Source organism: Acidovorax sp. DW039 (assembly GCF_037101375.1).
Lineage (GTDB): Bacteria > Pseudomonadota > Gammaproteobacteria > Burkholderiales > Burkholderiaceae_C > Acidovorax.
The window spans coordinates 219,887-234,275 of record NZ_AP029020.1 but is presented as its reverse complement, the minus strand read 5'-3'; the positions used below and the strand labels follow the sequence as shown (position 1 = coordinate 234,275).

Sequence of the window (14,389 nt, the reverse complement as noted above, 5' to 3'; positions counted from 1 at the left end):
TTGACCTGGCTCAGTCTAAAAATCCTCACCTTCAGGTACAAGATGGCACGTCGTTCTGCGCGATAACCATCCGTTATCGTGGTTAACCCGCAAGCTCAGCGAGAATGCAGCACCGCATCACAAGGCAAATAGGCACACAGGTTAAAGCCACTGCGGATCGAATCAGAGGTGCCGTTCAGGGGAACAGCACTGCGCGAGGCCCAGACTGCCCTCCCCCCGACTAACCGGAGTCCGCAAGCTGATTCGAGAGGAGTGAATGGGGTAATACGCGGCGCTGAAAGCCGTCGACACAGAGCTGGTGGGTTTGTTCAGGGACATCGATCAGATGCTGGTGCAGCAGCTGGCAACCGACCTGCAGCATGCGTGTCCCACGCGTGATGCGCTTTTCCGCCTCCAACCTGTGATGGGTGCGAGCGTTTTTTGTTTCACGATGACTCCAGTACCGCAGTTCACAGGACTACGCCAATGCTCGATGCAGCATGTTTATCAATCACTTAGGTAAGTTCAACCTATGCCGGTGCTTTTAGACACTCGACCGGGCTGCCCAACGCGTGACCCCCATGCGGCTCAAGGCCATCGAACTGCCGAATACAGCGGTGCCAGTCGGCTGCATGCTCGGCTACGGCAGGGGCCGCCCGAACAGGCTGACCGTGCCGGAGCCCGAGTTGGTGACATAAGCGCACTTACCATCGTGCGCCACATGCAGCAGATGAGTGATGCCCTAGCCGATGCCCACGATCCAATCGATCGCGCGGGCCTGCAGGTCGAGACGCCCGATGGCCTCGGAGCCCTGGGCAGTGAATCACAGACAATCCTGCACAAAAGCCAGCCTGTGCAGGCCGGACAGCGGCGCGGTATCGATCGGCGCCTGCGCCCGGCCGGTTTACAGGTCGAGCACGTAGCCAAGCCCCCAGGGGGAATTGAGCATCAGTGTAGACAGCCAAACGGGGCTGACCCACAGCGCGGTGGTCACGGCGGCCAAAGTGCATGACAACTACCCACTGCCCAATTCATCGCACGGCAACGAACATCGCGTCTAAGGCGACTCGGCCTATGCCAGCCAGAAGGCACTGATAGCGCGAGCAAGGCACCCACGACAAGGGACTTCACCAACCAGCGCGTGCGCCGTGCGACAGAAGTCGATGAGGCGCAGCGGGCCAATAACCGCAACAGATCGCTGATGCGCGCTCGGGTCGAACATGTCTTTGCCGTGATCAAGCGACTATGGGAGTTCACCAAGGTGCGCTATCGCGGGCTACAAAAGAACGCCACGCGTGCGTTCACTGCCTTGGCACTTGGCAACATTTACCTGTCCCTATTGCATCTGCAGGGACTGGTGCGCCCATGAGGGCAGGAATCGGACCTGAAAGTCCCGCGAACTGCCTAAATGGACAGCGCAACGGTCCCAAAAATACGAAAACTGCGTCGTTCAGTGCCGCATGTCAAATTACGACAGCTTGTTCAGCGTTGCCTTAGCGCGCCTCGTGGACGGCTTGCAGCACCAAGCGCGCGACTTCATCGGAGGAGGCCGGGTTCTGCCCGGTGACGAGCTTGCCGTCACGCACCGCGAAGGGCTGGAAGTCCGGGCCGCTCTCATACTTGGCGCCCAGCATGCTAATACGAGTCTCCAGAAGGAATGGCACCTTGTCGGTCAGGCCGACGACCGCTTCCTCGCTGTTGGTGAAGGCCGCCACGCGGCGGCCGGCGACCAGTGGCTGGCCGTTAGTGTCCTTGACGTTAACCAGCCCAGCCGGGCCGTGGCAGACCGCCGAGACGACCTTGCCGTTTGCCCAGGCGGTGGACAGCAAGGACGCCAGTTCGGCGCTCCTGGGCAGGTCCCACATGGTGCCATGCCCGCCGGGCAAGAACACCGCCGAGTAGCCTTCGGTGGACAGGCCGTCGATCTTCATCGAGACCTCGATCTTGCGAATTGCCGCGGCGTCCTTGAGGAAGCGCTCGACGCTGGGCGAGTTCTTGCCCTCGACTGCCAGCGAGTGCGGGTCGATCGGAATCTTGCCACCGGCGATGGAGGCGATGTCCACCTGCGCGCCGGCATCGACGAAGGCGTAGTACGGTGTGGACAGTTCCTCGAACCACACGCCGGTTGGCCGCGGACCGTCGCCCATGGTGGCCTGGGAGGTAAGGATCATCAGGATCTTGATGGTGGTGCTCATGAAAATGGTTTCCTGCATTCGGGGGAAGAGGGAAGAAACCGCCGCCTACGCCCGCATGTGGACGGCGGCGGAATCGTCACTGCGCCTTGGTCTTGCGCGCAGCCTCGACTAGACCCGTCAGCCAGTCCTGATGGCCGTTGATCATGATGTTCGGCTTGCTGGAGGCCAATGCCTGCGCTGGCTTGCCTTTCTGGCTTTCCTGGGTGAGCACGCGCACCCGTCCGCCGGACATATCCTCGACCAGCCAAGCATGAATCACGTCAAGCCGCTCGGAGCTGCCTTGCTCGCCGGCCCAGCCATGCCAGGCCACCCGGCCCGGCTTGCCGTTAGTCGGCGCCACGTATTCGGTGACCTGAGCCTCGACCGGAAAGCCGAAAGTCTTGAAGAAGAAGCGGTCACCGGCGGCCAGTTCCGGGCCCTTGCCATCATAGAAACGCACGTCAGCTGAGTTGGCGTAGTAGCTCGGCCAGCGGGTCGCATCAGATAGCAACGGCCACACATCGGCCGCATTGAGCCCGGCAACGATGACTTCGTTGGAGACGAAGTTGTCGGTGGTGCCGGGCAGATAGCCTTCGGGCCAGACGATGGCGCTCTGCGTGTCGGCAACCGCACCGATGCCATGCGATGACGCGCAGCCGGCCATGAGCACCATAGCCAGGGCTGTGAACAGCGCAGCCAGCGGCGCGCGGGGACGGTTCATGTCGTGCCTCACCATTCGACCACCACCTTGCCGAAGTGGGCGCCTCTTTCCTGGAAGCGGAAGGCCTCGGCCAGTTGCTCCAGCGGGAAGCTGCGGTCGATCACCGGGCGGATGCCGGTCTGCTCCAGCGCCGCCACATAGTCCTGCTGGTCGCGGCGGCTGCCGACAATCAGCCCCTGCAGACGCGCCTGCTTGGCCATCAGAACCGCGGTGGGCAAGGCACCCTCGCGGCCGGTCAGCACACCGATCAGGGCGATGTGGCCGCCCACGCGTACCGCCTTGATCGACTGCGTCAGAGTGCCCGGCCCGCCAACCTCGATCACGTGGTCGACGCCACGGCCGCCGGTCAGTTCCAGCACACGATTACCCCAGTCGGGCACCTGCCGGTAATTGATCACCTCGTCGGCACCGAGCCTACGGGCACGCGCCAGCTTGTCGTCGGAGGACGAGGTGACGATGACCCGTGCGTCCATCGCCTTGGCGATCTGCAGCGCGGCGATCGACACACCGCCGGTGCCCAGCACCAATACGCTGACGCCAGCCTTGAGCTGGCCATCGACCACCAGCGCGCGCCAAGCGGTCAGCCCAGCGGTGGTGATGGTGGCTGCCTCGGCATGGCTCCAGCCGCGCGGAGCCAAGGTGAAGTCGCTGGCTGCGCGCACCACATATTCGCAGGCATAGCCGTCGATGCCATCGCCCGGAGTCTTGCGAAAATGGCCGACGTCATCGAACGGCAGGCCGTCGGGCCACTGAGGGAAGAAACCGGAAACCACTTGATCTCCGGGCTTGAACTCTGTCACGCCGTTGCCTACGGCCTCGACCACACCGGCGGCATCGGCCATCGGCACCCGGCCGTCGTCGGCGGGAATGCCGCCATTGGCGACCAGCAAGTCGTGGAAATTCAGCGATGTGGCATGCACGGCCACACGGATCTGCCCTGGCCCTGGCTGGCCGGGATCGGGCAACTCAGTGACTTCGAGACGCTCCAGTCCACCCGGTGCACGAACGATAACGGCCTTCATCACTTCGCTCCCTTGGCGGTGCGAGCAGCGGCGACTAGGCCGTCAAGCCAATCCTGATGCCCGTTGATCATCGGGTTGGGCTTGGCGGCATGCAGTTCGGCGGCCGGTTTGCCCTTCTGGGTCTCCTGGGTGAGGATGCGCACGCGGCCGCCTTCAAGATCCTCGACCAGCCACGCATGGTGGACGTCCAAGCGGTCGTCGGCACCGACTTCGCCCGACCAGCCGTGCCAAGCGACGCGTCCAGGCTGACCAGCCGCTGGTGGGACGTATTCATTGCACTGCGCCTCGACCGGGAAGCCAAAGGTTTCAAAATAGAAGCGGTCGCCGTCGGCCAGCAACGGCCCCTTGCCGTCGTAAAAGCGCACGTTGGCCGAGTTGGCGTAATAGGTGGGCCACTTAGCCGGTTCGGCCAGCAGCGGCCAGACCTCGGCAGCGCTCAGGCCTGCGATGATGACCTCGTTAGAGGCGAAGTTTTCTGTGAAGCCCGGGACGTAGCCTTCGGGCCAGATGATGGCGTTCATGGTCATGGAAACACTCCTGGAATCGTTGAGTAAGGCCGGTTTGGCTCTGTGCCGCTTTGCAGGCAGCACAGCAGACGCTCGGAACTGCAACGCCTTTCGGCACAACCGTTATGGTCGTGCGCAACAAGAAATAAATCCAATCCTATATTTCTATACCATGCATCATCAAATCTGATATCAGAGTGGCCCGTGCATCACTCAGCTCAGGTACCGCCGAAACCAAGCCAGAGTACGATCCCAGGCGAGCTTGGCGGCGGCCTCGTCGTAGCGCGGCGTGGAGTCGTTGTGGAATCCGTGGTTGGTGCCGGGATAAACGTGGGCTTCGTAGGTCTTGCCCGCCGCCTTCAACGCCGCCTCGTAGGCCGGCCAGGTGGCGTTGACGTTCGGGTCGGTCTCGGCGAAGTGCAGCAGCAGCGGCGCCTGGATGTGCGGCACGTTCTCCGGCTTGGCCTGACGGCCATAGAACGGCACCGCCGCGGCCAGCTCCGGAAAGGCCACGGCCGCCGCATTGGAGATACCGCCACCGTAGCAAAAGCCGGTGATGCCAATTTTGTCGGTGGTCAGCTCGCTGGTATGCAGGTACTCAATGGCGGCGAAGAAGTCGTTCATCAGCTTCTGTGGATCGACCTGCTGCTGTAGCCGCCGGCCTTCCTCGTCGTTGCCAGGGTACCCGCCGACCGAACTCAGACCGTCGGGTGCCAGTGCGACGAAGCCGGCCTTGGCCACGCGCCGCGCCACGTCCTCGATGTAGGGATTTAGGCCGCGGTTCTCGTGGACCACGACGACGCCGGCCACCCGGCCGGACGCCTTGGCCGGGCGCACCAGGTAGCCGCGCACCACGCCGTGACCGTTCGGCGAGGGATAGCGGATGTACTCGGCATGGATGTCTGGATCGGTGAAGGCGATCTGTTGTGCCAACGCATAGTCAGGGCTCAGCGAGGCTAGGATCGCTGCAGCAGTGAGCCCGCCAACGGCGAACCGCGCCGCGCGATCGAGGAAGTCGCGCCGGCTCAAGCGTCCATGCACGTAGCCGTCGTACAGTTCCAGCAGCTCAGGGTGAAAATCCTTGGCGGTGAGTCGAATCATATAAGCCTCCTTGTGATAGTCGATTTCTGACGGGCACTGCGATTCGCTTGCTTCATCGCTAAGGCATCCGGGTGCCGGTAAGGATGGCGTGGTCGAAATCCGCATAGAGCGGTAGCCACCGATGCGGGCTCCGATATCGCCAGCGCTGCCATTGCGCGTCAAATAGAGCAGTTAGATCTGGTAATCGAGCAGCGCGGGCGGACTCACCGCAGATGCCAAAGTCTCCTCCGCACGGGCGATCGACTCTCCCAGTTGGCGGTATTCGTCTTGCGGCACCAACTCCGCAGCCCTCGGAACGTCCTTACCGTCAACGCTCACCAGGACATTGACCAGCTGCTGCCCGGCGATCGCCATAGCCTTTACCAACAGACGCAGCGCGCTTGCGCCGCTAGTGATGCCGACTGGCGCGCCATGCGCCTTCCTGTCACTGGTCGGAACCAGCCACATGCTGGTTTTCAGGCCCTCATGGTTGTTGTTAAGCCCGATGTACTTCTGCACGTTCGCATTCTCCCCGGGGCGGTTGGAGATCGATGGATAGTTCCGGGAAAAACGCATCACATAGGCGTAGCCGGTGCCGTCAATGTTGCAGCTGCGGTGATCAGTTCCATCGACGAAGATTCCATGCACTTCCCTGGATCGCAAAAGCGCGCATGCGCTGATCTTGGCCCCGTCGCGCCCGCCGGGCGCTTCGACACACGGCCCGCTGCGTTCGGCGTGCATGCGAGTGTGGTATCGCTCAAGCACTTCCAAGATCCCTGGATCCATGAGTGTTCTTTCTGTTGGCTTTAGCGAATCTGCACCAGGGCTTTGCCGGAGAAGTTCCGGTGGCGCAGGTCTTCCAGCAACTGCGCCAGTTCGTCGAAGCCGCGCACCAGACGCACCTCCGCGTGCAGGCGCCCCTCGGCGATCTCGCCCAGTAGCCGTTCTCCGGCTGCGGTTAGGTGCTGCCAAGCCGTGTCGTCGCCGTGCACATGCAACGCACCCAAGGCCACTTCGTGTATCGACAGGGTCAGGCCGAACGGCGGGCACGGCCATCCGGGCACTCGATCCTGGATGCAGACCAAGTGGCCGTTGGCCCGCAGTGCTTCTGCTATGCGTTCGGCGTGACTGCTGCTGACTGTGTCGATCACTGCATGGAAAAGCCGGCCGCCGTCCCAGGCGTGCCCATCAGCTAACGGCCCGGCGAGGCATTCGCCCGCGCCCAGAGCGCGCAGCCTTTCGTGGTGACGGGCATGAGCCATCGCGCTGACGGCAAAACCTCGGGTCGAGGCTAGTTGCACCAGGTATTGCCCGACCGCACCGCCTGCGCCGCTGACCAGTAGCGGTTGTCCGGTCTGCATAGGCACCTTCTCGATTGCCAGCCAAGCGGTGAGCGCCGGGCACGGAATGCTGGCGGCCACCTCGAAGTCCAGCGTGTCGGGCAGACGCATCAGCGCACGCGCAGCCACCGGCGTGTACTCGGCGAAACTGCCATGGCCGTGCAGGCTGGTGTGGTAGGCGACGCGGCGACCCAGCCATTCGGCGGGAACGCCTTCGCCCAGAGCCACCACCTCGCCGGCACCATCGACGCCCGGGATGTGGCCCGGCTGCCAATCGACCAGCCCGCCGCCGAGCACCTTCCAATCGACCGGGTTCAACCCAATCACAGCATTGCGCACCAGCACCTCATCGGCCGCTGGTGGCTGCAGCGGCACCAGCTCCAGCGCCAGTTCCTGCGGCTCGGCGCTGCCCTGCCAGCGCCAGGCGCGGTAGTGGGCGGGTAGCGAGGACAAGGATCCGTTGTGCATGCAAGCGTCCTCCGTTTACTGGTAGGCACCGGCTGAATAGGTCAGCTCGTAGCTGTGGCTGTAGATTTCCAGGATGTTGCCGAACGGGTCTTCCATGTAGACCATGCGGTACGGCTTCTCGCCCGGGAAATACTCGCGCACTGGCATGCGCTGCTTGCCGCCGGCGGCCACAATCTTCGCCGCCAGACCTTCGACGTCCGGATCCTGCACGCAGAAGTGGAACACCCCAGTCTTCCAGTATTCGAAGTTGTTGGCTGGCTTTTCCGCGTTGAGGAACTGGAAAATTTCCACGCCGATGCGGTCGCCAGTAGACAGATGAGCGATGCGGAACGAGCTCCAGCCGGCGCCGAACACGTCAGTGCACATCACCCCGATAGGGCTGTCATCCTCGCTGATGGTGGTCGGCGGCATGACCAAGTACCAACCCATGACCTCGGTATAGAAGTTGACGGCGGCATCCAGGTCTGTCACCGACAGGCCGATGTGAGAAAAACTGCGGGGGTATGTCAGGGACATGGCGATAGCCTCTTGGCAAAAAATAGTCTTCGGAAGACTAAGCGGATACGACCAATGTTTTATCTAATGAATACTTATTGGTTTAATAAAATTTCGTTATGAATAACTCGCACTGGCTGCGTTCCTTCGCTGCCTTGGTCGAAACAGGGGGCTTCACGCGTGCGGCGGATCGGTTGGGTTTGACCCAGGCCGCGGTCAGCCAGCATGTGCGTCATCTGGAGGAAAAACTCGGCCCATTGTTGATCCGCCGTCACCGGCATATCGAACTGACGCCCGCAGGCATGGCGTTGCATGACTACTGCAACGAGATCGAGTTGGCCGATAAGCGCCTGAAACTGCGCCTGTCCGATGCAAATGCAAGCAGCGGGGAAATCAGCCTTATCACACCTGGCAGCGTGGGGCTCGCCCTCTATCCGTTGCTACTGACCTTGCAGCAGTCCCATCCAGGCTTGGTCATCCGTCATCGCTTCGCGCCCGATCCTGAAACCCGTGATGCAGTGCTGAGCAAGCAGTACGAACTCGGCCTGGTCACGCTCAAGCCGGACGACCCGCGTCTGGTCGCCACGTCGTTCATCGAGGAGCCGCTGGAACTCGTCGTGCCAACCGATGCGGCCGTGGCAGGCTGGGAGGATCTGGAGCGTCTGGGTTTTATCGACCATCCCGACGGCCAGGCGATGGCCACCCGCCTGCTGGTACGCCACTTTCCAGGTAACCCCGGGATCCGCAGCATGCCCTGCCATGGCTTCAGCAATCAGATCGCGCTGATCCTTGAACCGGTCGCCCGCGGCCTGGGTTTCACAGTAATTCCCCGGCACGCTCGTCTGGCCTTCGCAGAGGCCGATGCCATCCGGGTGATCGAGTGTGGCAAGCCTGTGGTCGATACGCTCTGGTTAATCCACCGGGCGGAATGGCCACTATCGGCCCGCGCGGTCTGGGTGCTCGAGCAACTCAGGAAGATGCCGCCGTTCAATCAGCGACGGGGAGGACAGCGACGCGAAGTGGCCTGAACGATCCAATCCGGCAGTCCATCCCAATGACGACCCACGTGGCCGCCTGATCTCCCACCAAATTCCACCCTCGCCCACCACCGCGGCGATCTGCTGCCCCAGCCATTGTTCGATCACTAGCCTCCACGGCACTAGGCATGTATCCCATGCCGTCATCGAACATCGCGTAGTGCCCGCTGGCGAGCGTGATGCTATGACAGTAGATGCTGGCCGCCTGCTGGCCGGCGGCGATGCTTCAAACCGGTACCTGCGGCAATGTACTTCGCGGCCTGCGCCAGTTCCGGGTTTCACACTGGGCTCAGTAGGTTACTCGGTGCCCCCGTCCCCCTTAGACCAGGAAGTCGGTACGCTGCTCCATGGCCTACTTAGCATAGCCGCCAAAGCCATTTTCTGAGGCGTACCAGGACCAGGATGATCGTAAAAATATAGCCTGAAAAAACGTCTTTGTATCTTCTCTTTTTCAGATGCTGCAATGAAGAAGATTTCAGCTTGCGCTACGTAGAGAAAAAAAGCTCTGTAAATTTGCAGGACGCCAGATTTGGATCGTTTCCAAACGCCTCAGTTGTAGCGTTTTTTGTTTCCGGTTGGTAACGGCTACAGATGCCTGGATGGGAGCATTCGGGAACGAGTACTATCGGCCATGAACAGACGTTCTCGATGAATATTCAACTACCTGCTGCCTACCGTGCCCTCATCGAAACGAACGGTCTGTTCGAAGGCTTCGTCGTCACTGCGCATGAAGAGCGCTACGTCATCCTATGGGGCGAGGATGCCCTATTCCCCAACTGTGCGGTTCACTCGGGACGGGGAAGTCCCTTTCATTCGTTAAGCCTATGCGCTTATTGCACCCAACCGACTATCAACCCGAAGCCGCATCGCGGTTCGTTTCGGCTCGTTCTCAAATACAAAGACTTTTACCCAGCGCAGTCGTGGAGCACATCGGCTCATCTGCCATACCAGGGGCTTTGTCAAAAGGGGACCTTGACATCTGCGTGCTGGTTGCTCCAACACATCACGAACTGTACGTTCTCACCCTGACAAATTTCGGCTACGTGGAGAAGCGTGACACCCTGCGCACTGAACAACTATGTATGCTTGAATGGCACAAGCCGGGCGAAGAGCATGCGGTTCAACTGGTAGCGTCGGGTTCGCCTTTCGAGATGTTCATGGCCTTCCGAGATGCGCTAATTGCACGCCCTGCGCTTGTCGCCGAGTACAACCAACTCAAGTTGAATGCTGCTCACCTCTGTGAAGTCGAGTACCGAGCAGCAAAATCGACCTTCATCGAGCGAGTGATCCGTGAAACCAAGCTGCAATAGTCGTCCCCATCTCATCTCCCACCATGGCCTAACCAGGGGTTCAACAGGACGTCTTCCAGCTTCGCTGGCAGCCGCCTGTTAACGTGGCGTTGAACGTCCGCTTCATATGCCGCGACCGGCTCTTCCTGGCCGAAACTAGTCGCCGCGTCGGCGCAAAACGTTCTTGTCTGTGTTCGGCTCTGAAGGCACGAAGCAATGTAAAGCACCATCTCGACCAATCGCTTTGAAAACCCTTCGGATCGGCTCTGGACTGGCTGAGTGCATGCCTTCAAACAAACGCCCGTGCGTGCCACTGACAGCGCTTGCCGCATTCCATTCGCGGGCTGAAACCTTGGCATAGTTCAGCTTCACCCCCTGCACCAAAGCCAGCTCCTGCATGAAGACTTGCAAGCTGCGTCCATTACCTTCGGGAAACGGATGGATGCGGTTGGCCTCGATGAAGATCAAGGCCAGGGCCTTGCACTTATCTTCAAAGCTGAACTGCCTTGCCTCGGCAAAGCCTTGCGTCTGCGGCTCCAAGGCCTGCCAGTCCTTCACGATGGCATCAGGTTCCGCGAAACGAGTTACACCGCCCAGCTCGGCACGCTTGGAAGACGGCACCGTGCGAACTTTCCCAGACCATTCGTAAAACATCCTAAAAAGATGGCGATGGATCACGGCCAATCTCTGCAACCCAAAGCCATGGGCTTCTAGCTGAACGTGACCGCCCAATATTTCGATGCTTCGCGCCGTGGGGAAACCGTACTCTGCCACCTGCAGAGCCTGCGCCTCGGTTTGCCCCAGGAGATTTTTAAATACGCCGTTGCTATCGGTATAGGCGTTAGCCATGGGTACATGAAGCCCATGAGCGAGATTCGACAAAGCCACTCATGGTTTTGTGTTCACGCACGTAGCTTGTCATTTCCGCAATGAGCTGGGGAATCGTTACGCGCCCATCCAGAATGGCAGCGTTGACCACCCTACTCTCGGGCGTCGGTTCAAACCCTTCCAGCGCAAAAATCGCATCGGTCTGAGCCATAGCCTCCCGAGTTCTTTCGCGCAGTGCTGCATCCATGTTGGTTCTGCAAGATCGAACAAATTCTAGCCCTCCAAGCAATGAAGGGCATTGGCCTCGTCAGCGCTCCAGATCCCGCTCTTGTGAGCGGTGGGACACCCGCTCAGGCTCTACACGGACAGACGCGGCAACCACACGCAGTTCAACACGGTAACCGGCCTCACGCAGGCCCGCCGTCATCTTGGCCAAGGCCTAGGGATCACGCGAAGTCTGATCGATCATGATGTTGCGGCGTCCCTCCACTCCATCGTGCAAAAGCCTGTTTGCCCAAGGCCCACAGTCGGCATGGGTCAGGTTTGCGGCATGGCGGTCATCGGTCGCCATCAGGTTGACGTATTCAGGGTGGAAAGGCCTGAGTTTGTCTGCGTCCACCAGTACATAACCACTGTCGCTATGTCAGCACCCCCCGATTTACCAGAGCCAAGTTGCCCCCCGTGATTACCGCTGCCGGGTTTTCCTGCGGGCGGCTCTTGAGCAGGCAGTAAGGTGCAATCTCGTCCTTGTAAATCGCCTCGTGACGCGCAGCGTCCAGCTTGTATTCCGCGCTCATGAAGCTGCACGCTCTTGCTCATAGGCGGCTTTGACGATGGGGCAATACTCATCAAGCACCCGCTGAATCGTCGCGTCGTCCTTCAAACGCAGGTAATAGAGTTCGTCAGCGAGCTTTTTGAATTCGGCCCGCAATGAATCAATAACTGCGGTATCCGGCGCAGCCTTCTTTTGTTCTTGGTCGATTGAACGGGTATGCATCGCCATCATGAACCCGATGGTTTCCTGAGCGATTTCAAAACGATTCAAACGCTCTTGATAAGTCAGTTCTGCAGCCATTTCAGTTCCTTTCAGCTTGGCAAATGAGTTGAAGATTCCCTGCGGCTCAAGTCCGCCAGGTCGCGCCAAACGGTCCCTGCAACCTTGTAGCAGCGGTCTTGGCCCAGCTCCACAACGCAGGGCACCTTTTTGCCGTCTTTGGTCACTCCAACAAAATGAAAACCTGCCGCATTCGGGAGGCCTTCCAATCGCAAAACAATCATCCCCAGGCCTCGCAATTTGAAAAATTTAGTCCTGCCCCGACTACTCGGGGCCATGCCTCACAAGGCTATCGAGGCCAGCCATCAGGGCCTAAATCATCGTCGTCCATGGGATGCCCTTGGTTATCGTGGGGCGGGCCATCATGGCCCTGCGGCTGCGCCCCAGGCGCTGCAGCACGATTGCCCAGCATCTGCATTTGGTCAGCGCGAATTTCAGTGCTGTATTTCTCTACGCCGTTTTGGTCTGTCCATTTGCGGGTGCGCAAGCTGCCCTCAACATAGACCTGTGAGCCTTTGCGAAGGTACTGCCCCACCACTTCGGCCAGCCGTCCATTGAACACAACACGGTGCCACTCCGTGGCCTCTTTCATCTCGCCTGTTTGCTTGTCTTTCCACTTGTCGGTCGTGGCAATCGTCACATTTGCCACCTGGTCGCCACTTGGGAAAGTTCGCATTTCAGGATCACGCCCCAAGTTCCCAACAATAATCACTTTATTAACAGAAGCCATTATTCTCCCCTTGAAGCAAACACCGCGTTTGCATGAGTATTATTATAATATATACAACCCCATCAAGTCAGAATATAATTAGGGATATTGTAATAATAGGAAACGAAAATAAAAAGGGGCCGAAGCCCCTTTCAATATAGAGTCATAGTCAGGAAGCGCCAGGCTTCTTGCACTCCACACCACCATATTGAATATTGCAGTTATACATTGTGCCCTTGTAATAGGCTCGGTAGGTTGTGTCGATCAGGTTCTTTGAGAAATTGGAAATCTTGACCTGCCCCGCCGGTGCACCAAAATACTCTGCCGTCTTGGCCTGAGCGGTCTTCTCGTCCATGTTCGCATTGGTCACTGAGGAGAGAACTCCGGCACAACCAGAAACAGAAACAGCAATTACCGCAATAGCTGCAACTTTTACAATATTTTTCATAAGAACTGTGCTAAGGATTCTCTGCACGAATCCCGATGCGATGTGTTTGAGAGGGAGTGAAGGCGAGACAATCCCCGCATGAAGCAAAGCAGCCTGGGCCTGAGCAACACCGTCAAGCGCACACGCAAGCGCGAATTCCTGGATGCGATGGAGCTGGTGGTGCCATGGGCTGAACTGGTCTCGCTGATAGAGCCTTACGCCCCCGAGAGTGGTCGCCGGGGCCAGCAGCCCTTTGCAGTGCAGACCCTGCTGCGTATCCATTTCATGCAGCAATGGTTCAAGCTCAGCGACCCCGCCATGGAAGAAGCGCTGCACGACGTGCCGGCCTTCCGTGACTTTGCAGGCCTATCCCACTGGGACGAACACATTCCCAGCGAATCGAGCATCCTGAGGTTTCGCCACCTGCTGGAGCGCCACAAGCTGGCCGAACAAATCCTGGCTACAGTCAATGCGCTGCTGCAAGCCAAAGGGCTGCAACTCAAAGCTGGCACTGTAGTGGATGCCACGCTGATTGCGGCCCCCACCTCCACCAAGAACGAAGGCAAGGCGCGAGACCCCGAGATGCACCAAAGCAAGAAGGGCAACCAGTGGTACTTCGGAATGAAGGCGCATATCGGGGTGGATGCCGACTCGGGTCTGGTGCACACGGTGCGGGGCACGGCAGGCAACGTCTCGGATGTCTTGGAGGCCAACAGTTTGCTGCATGGGCAAGAGACGGATGCCTTCGGCGATGCGGGCTACCAGGGAGTGCATAAACACCCCGATGCCAAAGCACGGGTGAGCTGGCATGTCGCCATGAAGCACTCCAAGCGTAAGCAGCTGGACAAGGAGCACCCGGTGCAGGCGCTGCTGGAGAAGGTCGAGCAGATCAAGGCCAGCATCCGAGCTAAGGTGGAGCATCCGTTCAGGGTGCTCAAGCAGCAGTTCGGGTATGTGAAGATGCGCTACCGGGGCTTGAAGAAGAACACGCTGCAGATCGTCACGCTGTTTGCGCTGAGTAACCTGTGGATGGTCAGGCACCAGCTGCTGGCGATGGGGCAGGTGCGCGTGCAGCGGGCGTAGGGCCTGAAAAAGGGGCGCCCAAGCGCTCAAAAACCGCATGAATGCGGGTTTGCGCAGGCGTCATTGATCGATGACACCGCCTGCGGCAGTCTTGGGTTGGATGAAACACAGCTCAATGCGATTCGTGCAGACCTTCCCTAATGGTTGGTGAATAAAAGATAAACCAAATTCATTTTA

19 protein-coding genes and 1 pseudogene are annotated in these 14,389 nt (G+C 59.6%); 4 read left to right on the top strand and 16 right to left on the bottom strand.

What is annotated here, in order from left to right; all coding sequences use genetic code 11:
- The first annotated feature begins 1,012 nt into the window (after positions 1-1,012).
- Entirely contained in the window at positions 1,013-1,348 is a 336-nt protein-coding gene (locus tag AACH87_RS22790) for a transposase (protein ID WP_338799366.1), read from the top strand.
- Positions 1,349-1,472: 124 nt separating this feature from the next.
- Here the strand turns inward: AACH87_RS22790 and AACH87_RS22785 are convergent, their stop codons facing one another.
- The 8 genes from AACH87_RS22785 to AACH87_RS22750 form a co-directional block, all read right to left on the bottom strand.
- Positions 1,473-2,174 carry a type 1 glutamine amidotransferase domain-containing protein gene (locus AACH87_RS22785; protein ID WP_338799122.1) on the bottom strand — a complete coding sequence of 234 codons (702 nt, stop codon included), beginning with the start codon at positions 2,172-2,174 and terminating at the stop codon, positions 1,473-1,475.
- Between the two features lie 76 nt (positions 2,175-2,250).
- The gene (locus AACH87_RS22780) at positions 2,251-2,817 is read right to left on the bottom strand and encodes an SRPBCC domain-containing protein (RefSeq protein ID WP_338799365.1); all 567 of its coding nucleotides are present in this window, start codon (positions 2,815-2,817) and stop codon (positions 2,251-2,253) included.
- A 65-nt stretch (positions 2,818-2,882) separates the two neighbouring features.
- Entirely contained in the window at positions 2,883-3,896 is a 1,014-nt protein-coding gene (locus AACH87_RS22775; protein WP_338799121.1) for an NAD(P)-dependent alcohol dehydrogenase, read from the bottom strand.
- Complete coding sequence (locus tag AACH87_RS22770; protein WP_338799364.1) at positions 3,896-4,417, bottom strand: SRPBCC domain-containing protein; 522 nt, start codon at positions 4,415-4,417, stop codon at positions 3,896-3,898. Before AACH87_RS22770 ends, AACH87_RS22775 begins: the two co-directional genes overlap by 1 nt.
- A 198-nt stretch (positions 4,418-4,615) precedes the next feature.
- Positions 4,616-5,503, bottom strand: coding sequence for a YghX family hydrolase (yghX, locus tag AACH87_RS22765; protein WP_338799120.1), 888 nt, complete (start codon positions 5,501-5,503; stop codon positions 4,616-4,618).
- A 171-nt stretch (positions 5,504-5,674) separates the two neighbouring features.
- Positions 5,675-6,223 (bottom strand): hypothetical protein, encoded by a 549-nt coding sequence (locus AACH87_RS22760; RefSeq protein ID WP_338799119.1) that lies wholly within the window; start codon positions 6,221-6,223, stop codon positions 5,675-5,677.
- A gap of 65 nt (positions 6,224-6,288) precedes the next feature.
- Positions 6,289-7,290: a zinc-binding dehydrogenase gene (locus tag AACH87_RS22755; RefSeq protein WP_338799118.1), complete on the bottom strand. Its 1,002-nt coding sequence runs from the start codon at positions 7,288-7,290 to the stop codon at positions 6,289-6,291.
- A gap of 15 nt (positions 7,291-7,305) precedes the next feature.
- Positions 7,306-7,806 (bottom strand): lactoylglutathione lyase family protein, encoded by a 501-nt coding sequence (locus AACH87_RS22750; protein WP_338799117.1) that lies wholly within the window; start codon positions 7,804-7,806, stop codon positions 7,306-7,308.
- Positions 7,807-7,904: 98 nt separating this feature from the next.
- Here AACH87_RS22750 and AACH87_RS22745 point away from each other — a divergent pair, with 98 nt between their 5' ends.
- A complete protein-coding gene (locus AACH87_RS22745) occupies positions 7,905-8,813 on the top strand; it encodes a LysR family transcriptional regulator (protein ID WP_338799116.1) in 909 nt (302 codons plus the stop codon).
- A gap of 21 nt (positions 8,814-8,834) precedes the next feature.
- On the opposite strand, the pseudogene AACH87_RS22740 reads toward AACH87_RS22745, so the two are convergent.
- A pseudogene (locus AACH87_RS22740) lies at positions 8,835-9,204 on the bottom strand (DUF3363 domain-containing protein); the annotation flags it as partial.
- Positions 9,205-9,646: 442 nt separating this feature from the next.
- Between AACH87_RS22740 and AACH87_RS22735 the strand changes: the two are divergent.
- A complete protein-coding gene (locus tag AACH87_RS22735) occupies positions 9,647-10,132 on the top strand; it encodes a GrpB family protein (protein ID WP_338799115.1) in 486 nt (161 codons plus the stop codon).
- 135 nt (positions 10,133-10,267) lie between these two features.
- Here the strand turns inward: AACH87_RS22735 and AACH87_RS22730 are convergent, their stop codons facing one another.
- The 7 genes from AACH87_RS22730 to AACH87_RS22700 all read right to left on the bottom strand — a co-directional run bounded on the left by AACH87_RS22730 (position 10,268) and on the right by AACH87_RS22700 (position 13,150).
- Positions 10,268-10,960 (bottom strand): Fic family protein, encoded by a 693-nt coding sequence (locus AACH87_RS22730; RefSeq protein ID WP_338799114.1) that lies wholly within the window; start codon positions 10,958-10,960, stop codon positions 10,268-10,270.
- Positions 10,953-11,186, bottom strand: coding sequence for an antitoxin VbhA family protein (locus AACH87_RS22725; protein WP_338799113.1), 234 nt, complete (start codon positions 11,184-11,186; stop codon positions 10,953-10,955). Before AACH87_RS22725 ends, AACH87_RS22730 begins: the two co-directional genes overlap by 8 nt.
- A gap of 60 nt (positions 11,187-11,246) precedes the next feature.
- On the bottom strand, positions 11,247-11,375 hold the full coding sequence (locus AACH87_RS22720) for a hypothetical protein (protein ID WP_338799112.1): 129 nt from the start codon (positions 11,373-11,375) through the stop codon (positions 11,247-11,249).
- 202 nt (positions 11,376-11,577) lie between these two features.
- Positions 11,578-11,736, bottom strand: a complete 159-nt coding sequence (locus AACH87_RS22715) for a hypothetical protein (protein WP_338799111.1) — start codon at positions 11,734-11,736, stop codon at positions 11,578-11,580.
- On the bottom strand, positions 11,733-12,014 hold the full coding sequence (locus tag AACH87_RS22710; RefSeq protein WP_338799110.1) for a hypothetical protein: 282 nt from the start codon (positions 12,012-12,014) through the stop codon (positions 11,733-11,735). Before AACH87_RS22710 ends, AACH87_RS22715 begins: the two co-directional genes overlap by 4 nt.
- 268 nt (positions 12,015-12,282) lie before the next feature.
- Positions 12,283-12,723 carry a single-stranded DNA-binding protein gene (gene ssb / locus AACH87_RS22705; protein ID WP_338799109.1) on the bottom strand — a complete coding sequence of 147 codons (441 nt, stop codon included), beginning with the start codon at positions 12,721-12,723 and terminating at the stop codon, positions 12,283-12,285.
- Between the two features lie 148 nt (positions 12,724-12,871).
- Positions 12,872-13,150, bottom strand: a complete 279-nt coding sequence (locus AACH87_RS22700; protein WP_338799108.1) for a hypothetical protein — start codon at positions 13,148-13,150, stop codon at positions 12,872-12,874.
- A gap of 78 nt (positions 13,151-13,228) precedes the next feature.
- On the opposite strand from AACH87_RS22700, the gene AACH87_RS22695 reads away from it, so the two are divergent.
- A complete protein-coding gene (locus AACH87_RS22695; RefSeq protein WP_338799107.1) occupies positions 13,229-14,212 on the top strand; it encodes an IS5 family transposase in 984 nt (327 codons plus the stop codon).
- The last annotated feature ends 177 nt before the right edge of the window (positions 14,213-14,389 follow it).

Excerpts from the sequence above, each read along its gene's own strand:
- AACH87_RS22785 (WP_338799122.1), bottom strand. The coding sequence starts at position 2,174 with ATGAGCACCACCATCAAGATCCTGATGATCCTTACCTCCCAGGCCACC.
- AACH87_RS22780 (WP_338799365.1), bottom strand. The coding sequence starts at position 2,817 with ATGGCCGGCTGCGCGTCATCGCATGGCATCGGTGCGGTTGCCGACACG.
- AACH87_RS22775 (WP_338799121.1), bottom strand. The coding sequence starts at position 3,896 with ATGAAGGCCGTTATCGTTCGTGCACCGGGTGGACTGGAGCGTCTCGAA.
- AACH87_RS22770 (WP_338799364.1), bottom strand. The coding sequence starts at position 4,417 with ATGAACGCCATCATCTGGCCCGAAGGCTACGTCCCGGGCTTCACAGAA.
- yghX (WP_338799120.1), bottom strand. The coding sequence starts at position 5,503 with ATGATTCGACTCACCGCCAAGGATTTTCACCCTGAGCTGCTGGAACTG.
- AACH87_RS22760 (WP_338799119.1), bottom strand. The coding sequence starts at position 6,223 with ATGCACGCCGAACGCAGCGGGCCGTGTGTCGAAGCGCCCGGCGGGCGC.
- AACH87_RS22755 (WP_338799118.1), bottom strand. The coding sequence starts at position 7,290 with ATGCACAACGGATCCTTGTCCTCGCTACCCGCCCACTACCGCGCCTGG.
- AACH87_RS22750 (WP_338799117.1), bottom strand. The coding sequence starts at position 7,806 with ATGTCCCTGACATACCCCCGCAGTTTTTCTCACATCGGCCTGTCGGTG.
- AACH87_RS22745 (WP_338799116.1), top strand. The coding sequence starts at position 7,905 with ATGAATAACTCGCACTGGCTGCGTTCCTTCGCTGCCTTGGTCGAAACA.
- AACH87_RS22735 (WP_338799115.1), top strand. The coding sequence starts at position 9,647 with ATGCGCTTATTGCACCCAACCGACTATCAACCCGAAGCCGCATCGCGG.
- AACH87_RS22730 (WP_338799114.1), bottom strand. The coding sequence starts at position 10,960 with ATGGCTAACGCCTATACCGATAGCAACGGCGTATTTAAAAATCTCCTG.
- AACH87_RS22725 (WP_338799113.1), bottom strand. The coding sequence starts at position 11,186 with ATGGATGCAGCACTGCGCGAAAGAACTCGGGAGGCTATGGCTCAGACC.
- AACH87_RS22715 (WP_338799111.1), bottom strand. The coding sequence starts at position 11,736 with ATGAGCGCGGAATACAAGCTGGACGCTGCGCGTCACGAGGCGATTTAC.
- AACH87_RS22710 (WP_338799110.1), bottom strand. The coding sequence starts at position 12,014 with ATGGCTGCAGAACTGACTTATCAAGAGCGTTTGAATCGTTTTGAAATC.
- ssb (WP_338799109.1), bottom strand. The coding sequence starts at position 12,723 with ATGGCTTCTGTTAATAAAGTGATTATTGTTGGGAACTTGGGGCGTGAT.
- AACH87_RS22700 (WP_338799108.1), bottom strand. The coding sequence starts at position 13,150 with ATGAAAAATATTGTAAAAGTTGCAGCTATTGCGGTAATTGCTGTTTCT.
- AACH87_RS22695 (WP_338799107.1), top strand. The coding sequence starts at position 13,229 with ATGAAGCAAAGCAGCCTGGGCCTGAGCAACACCGTCAAGCGCACACGC.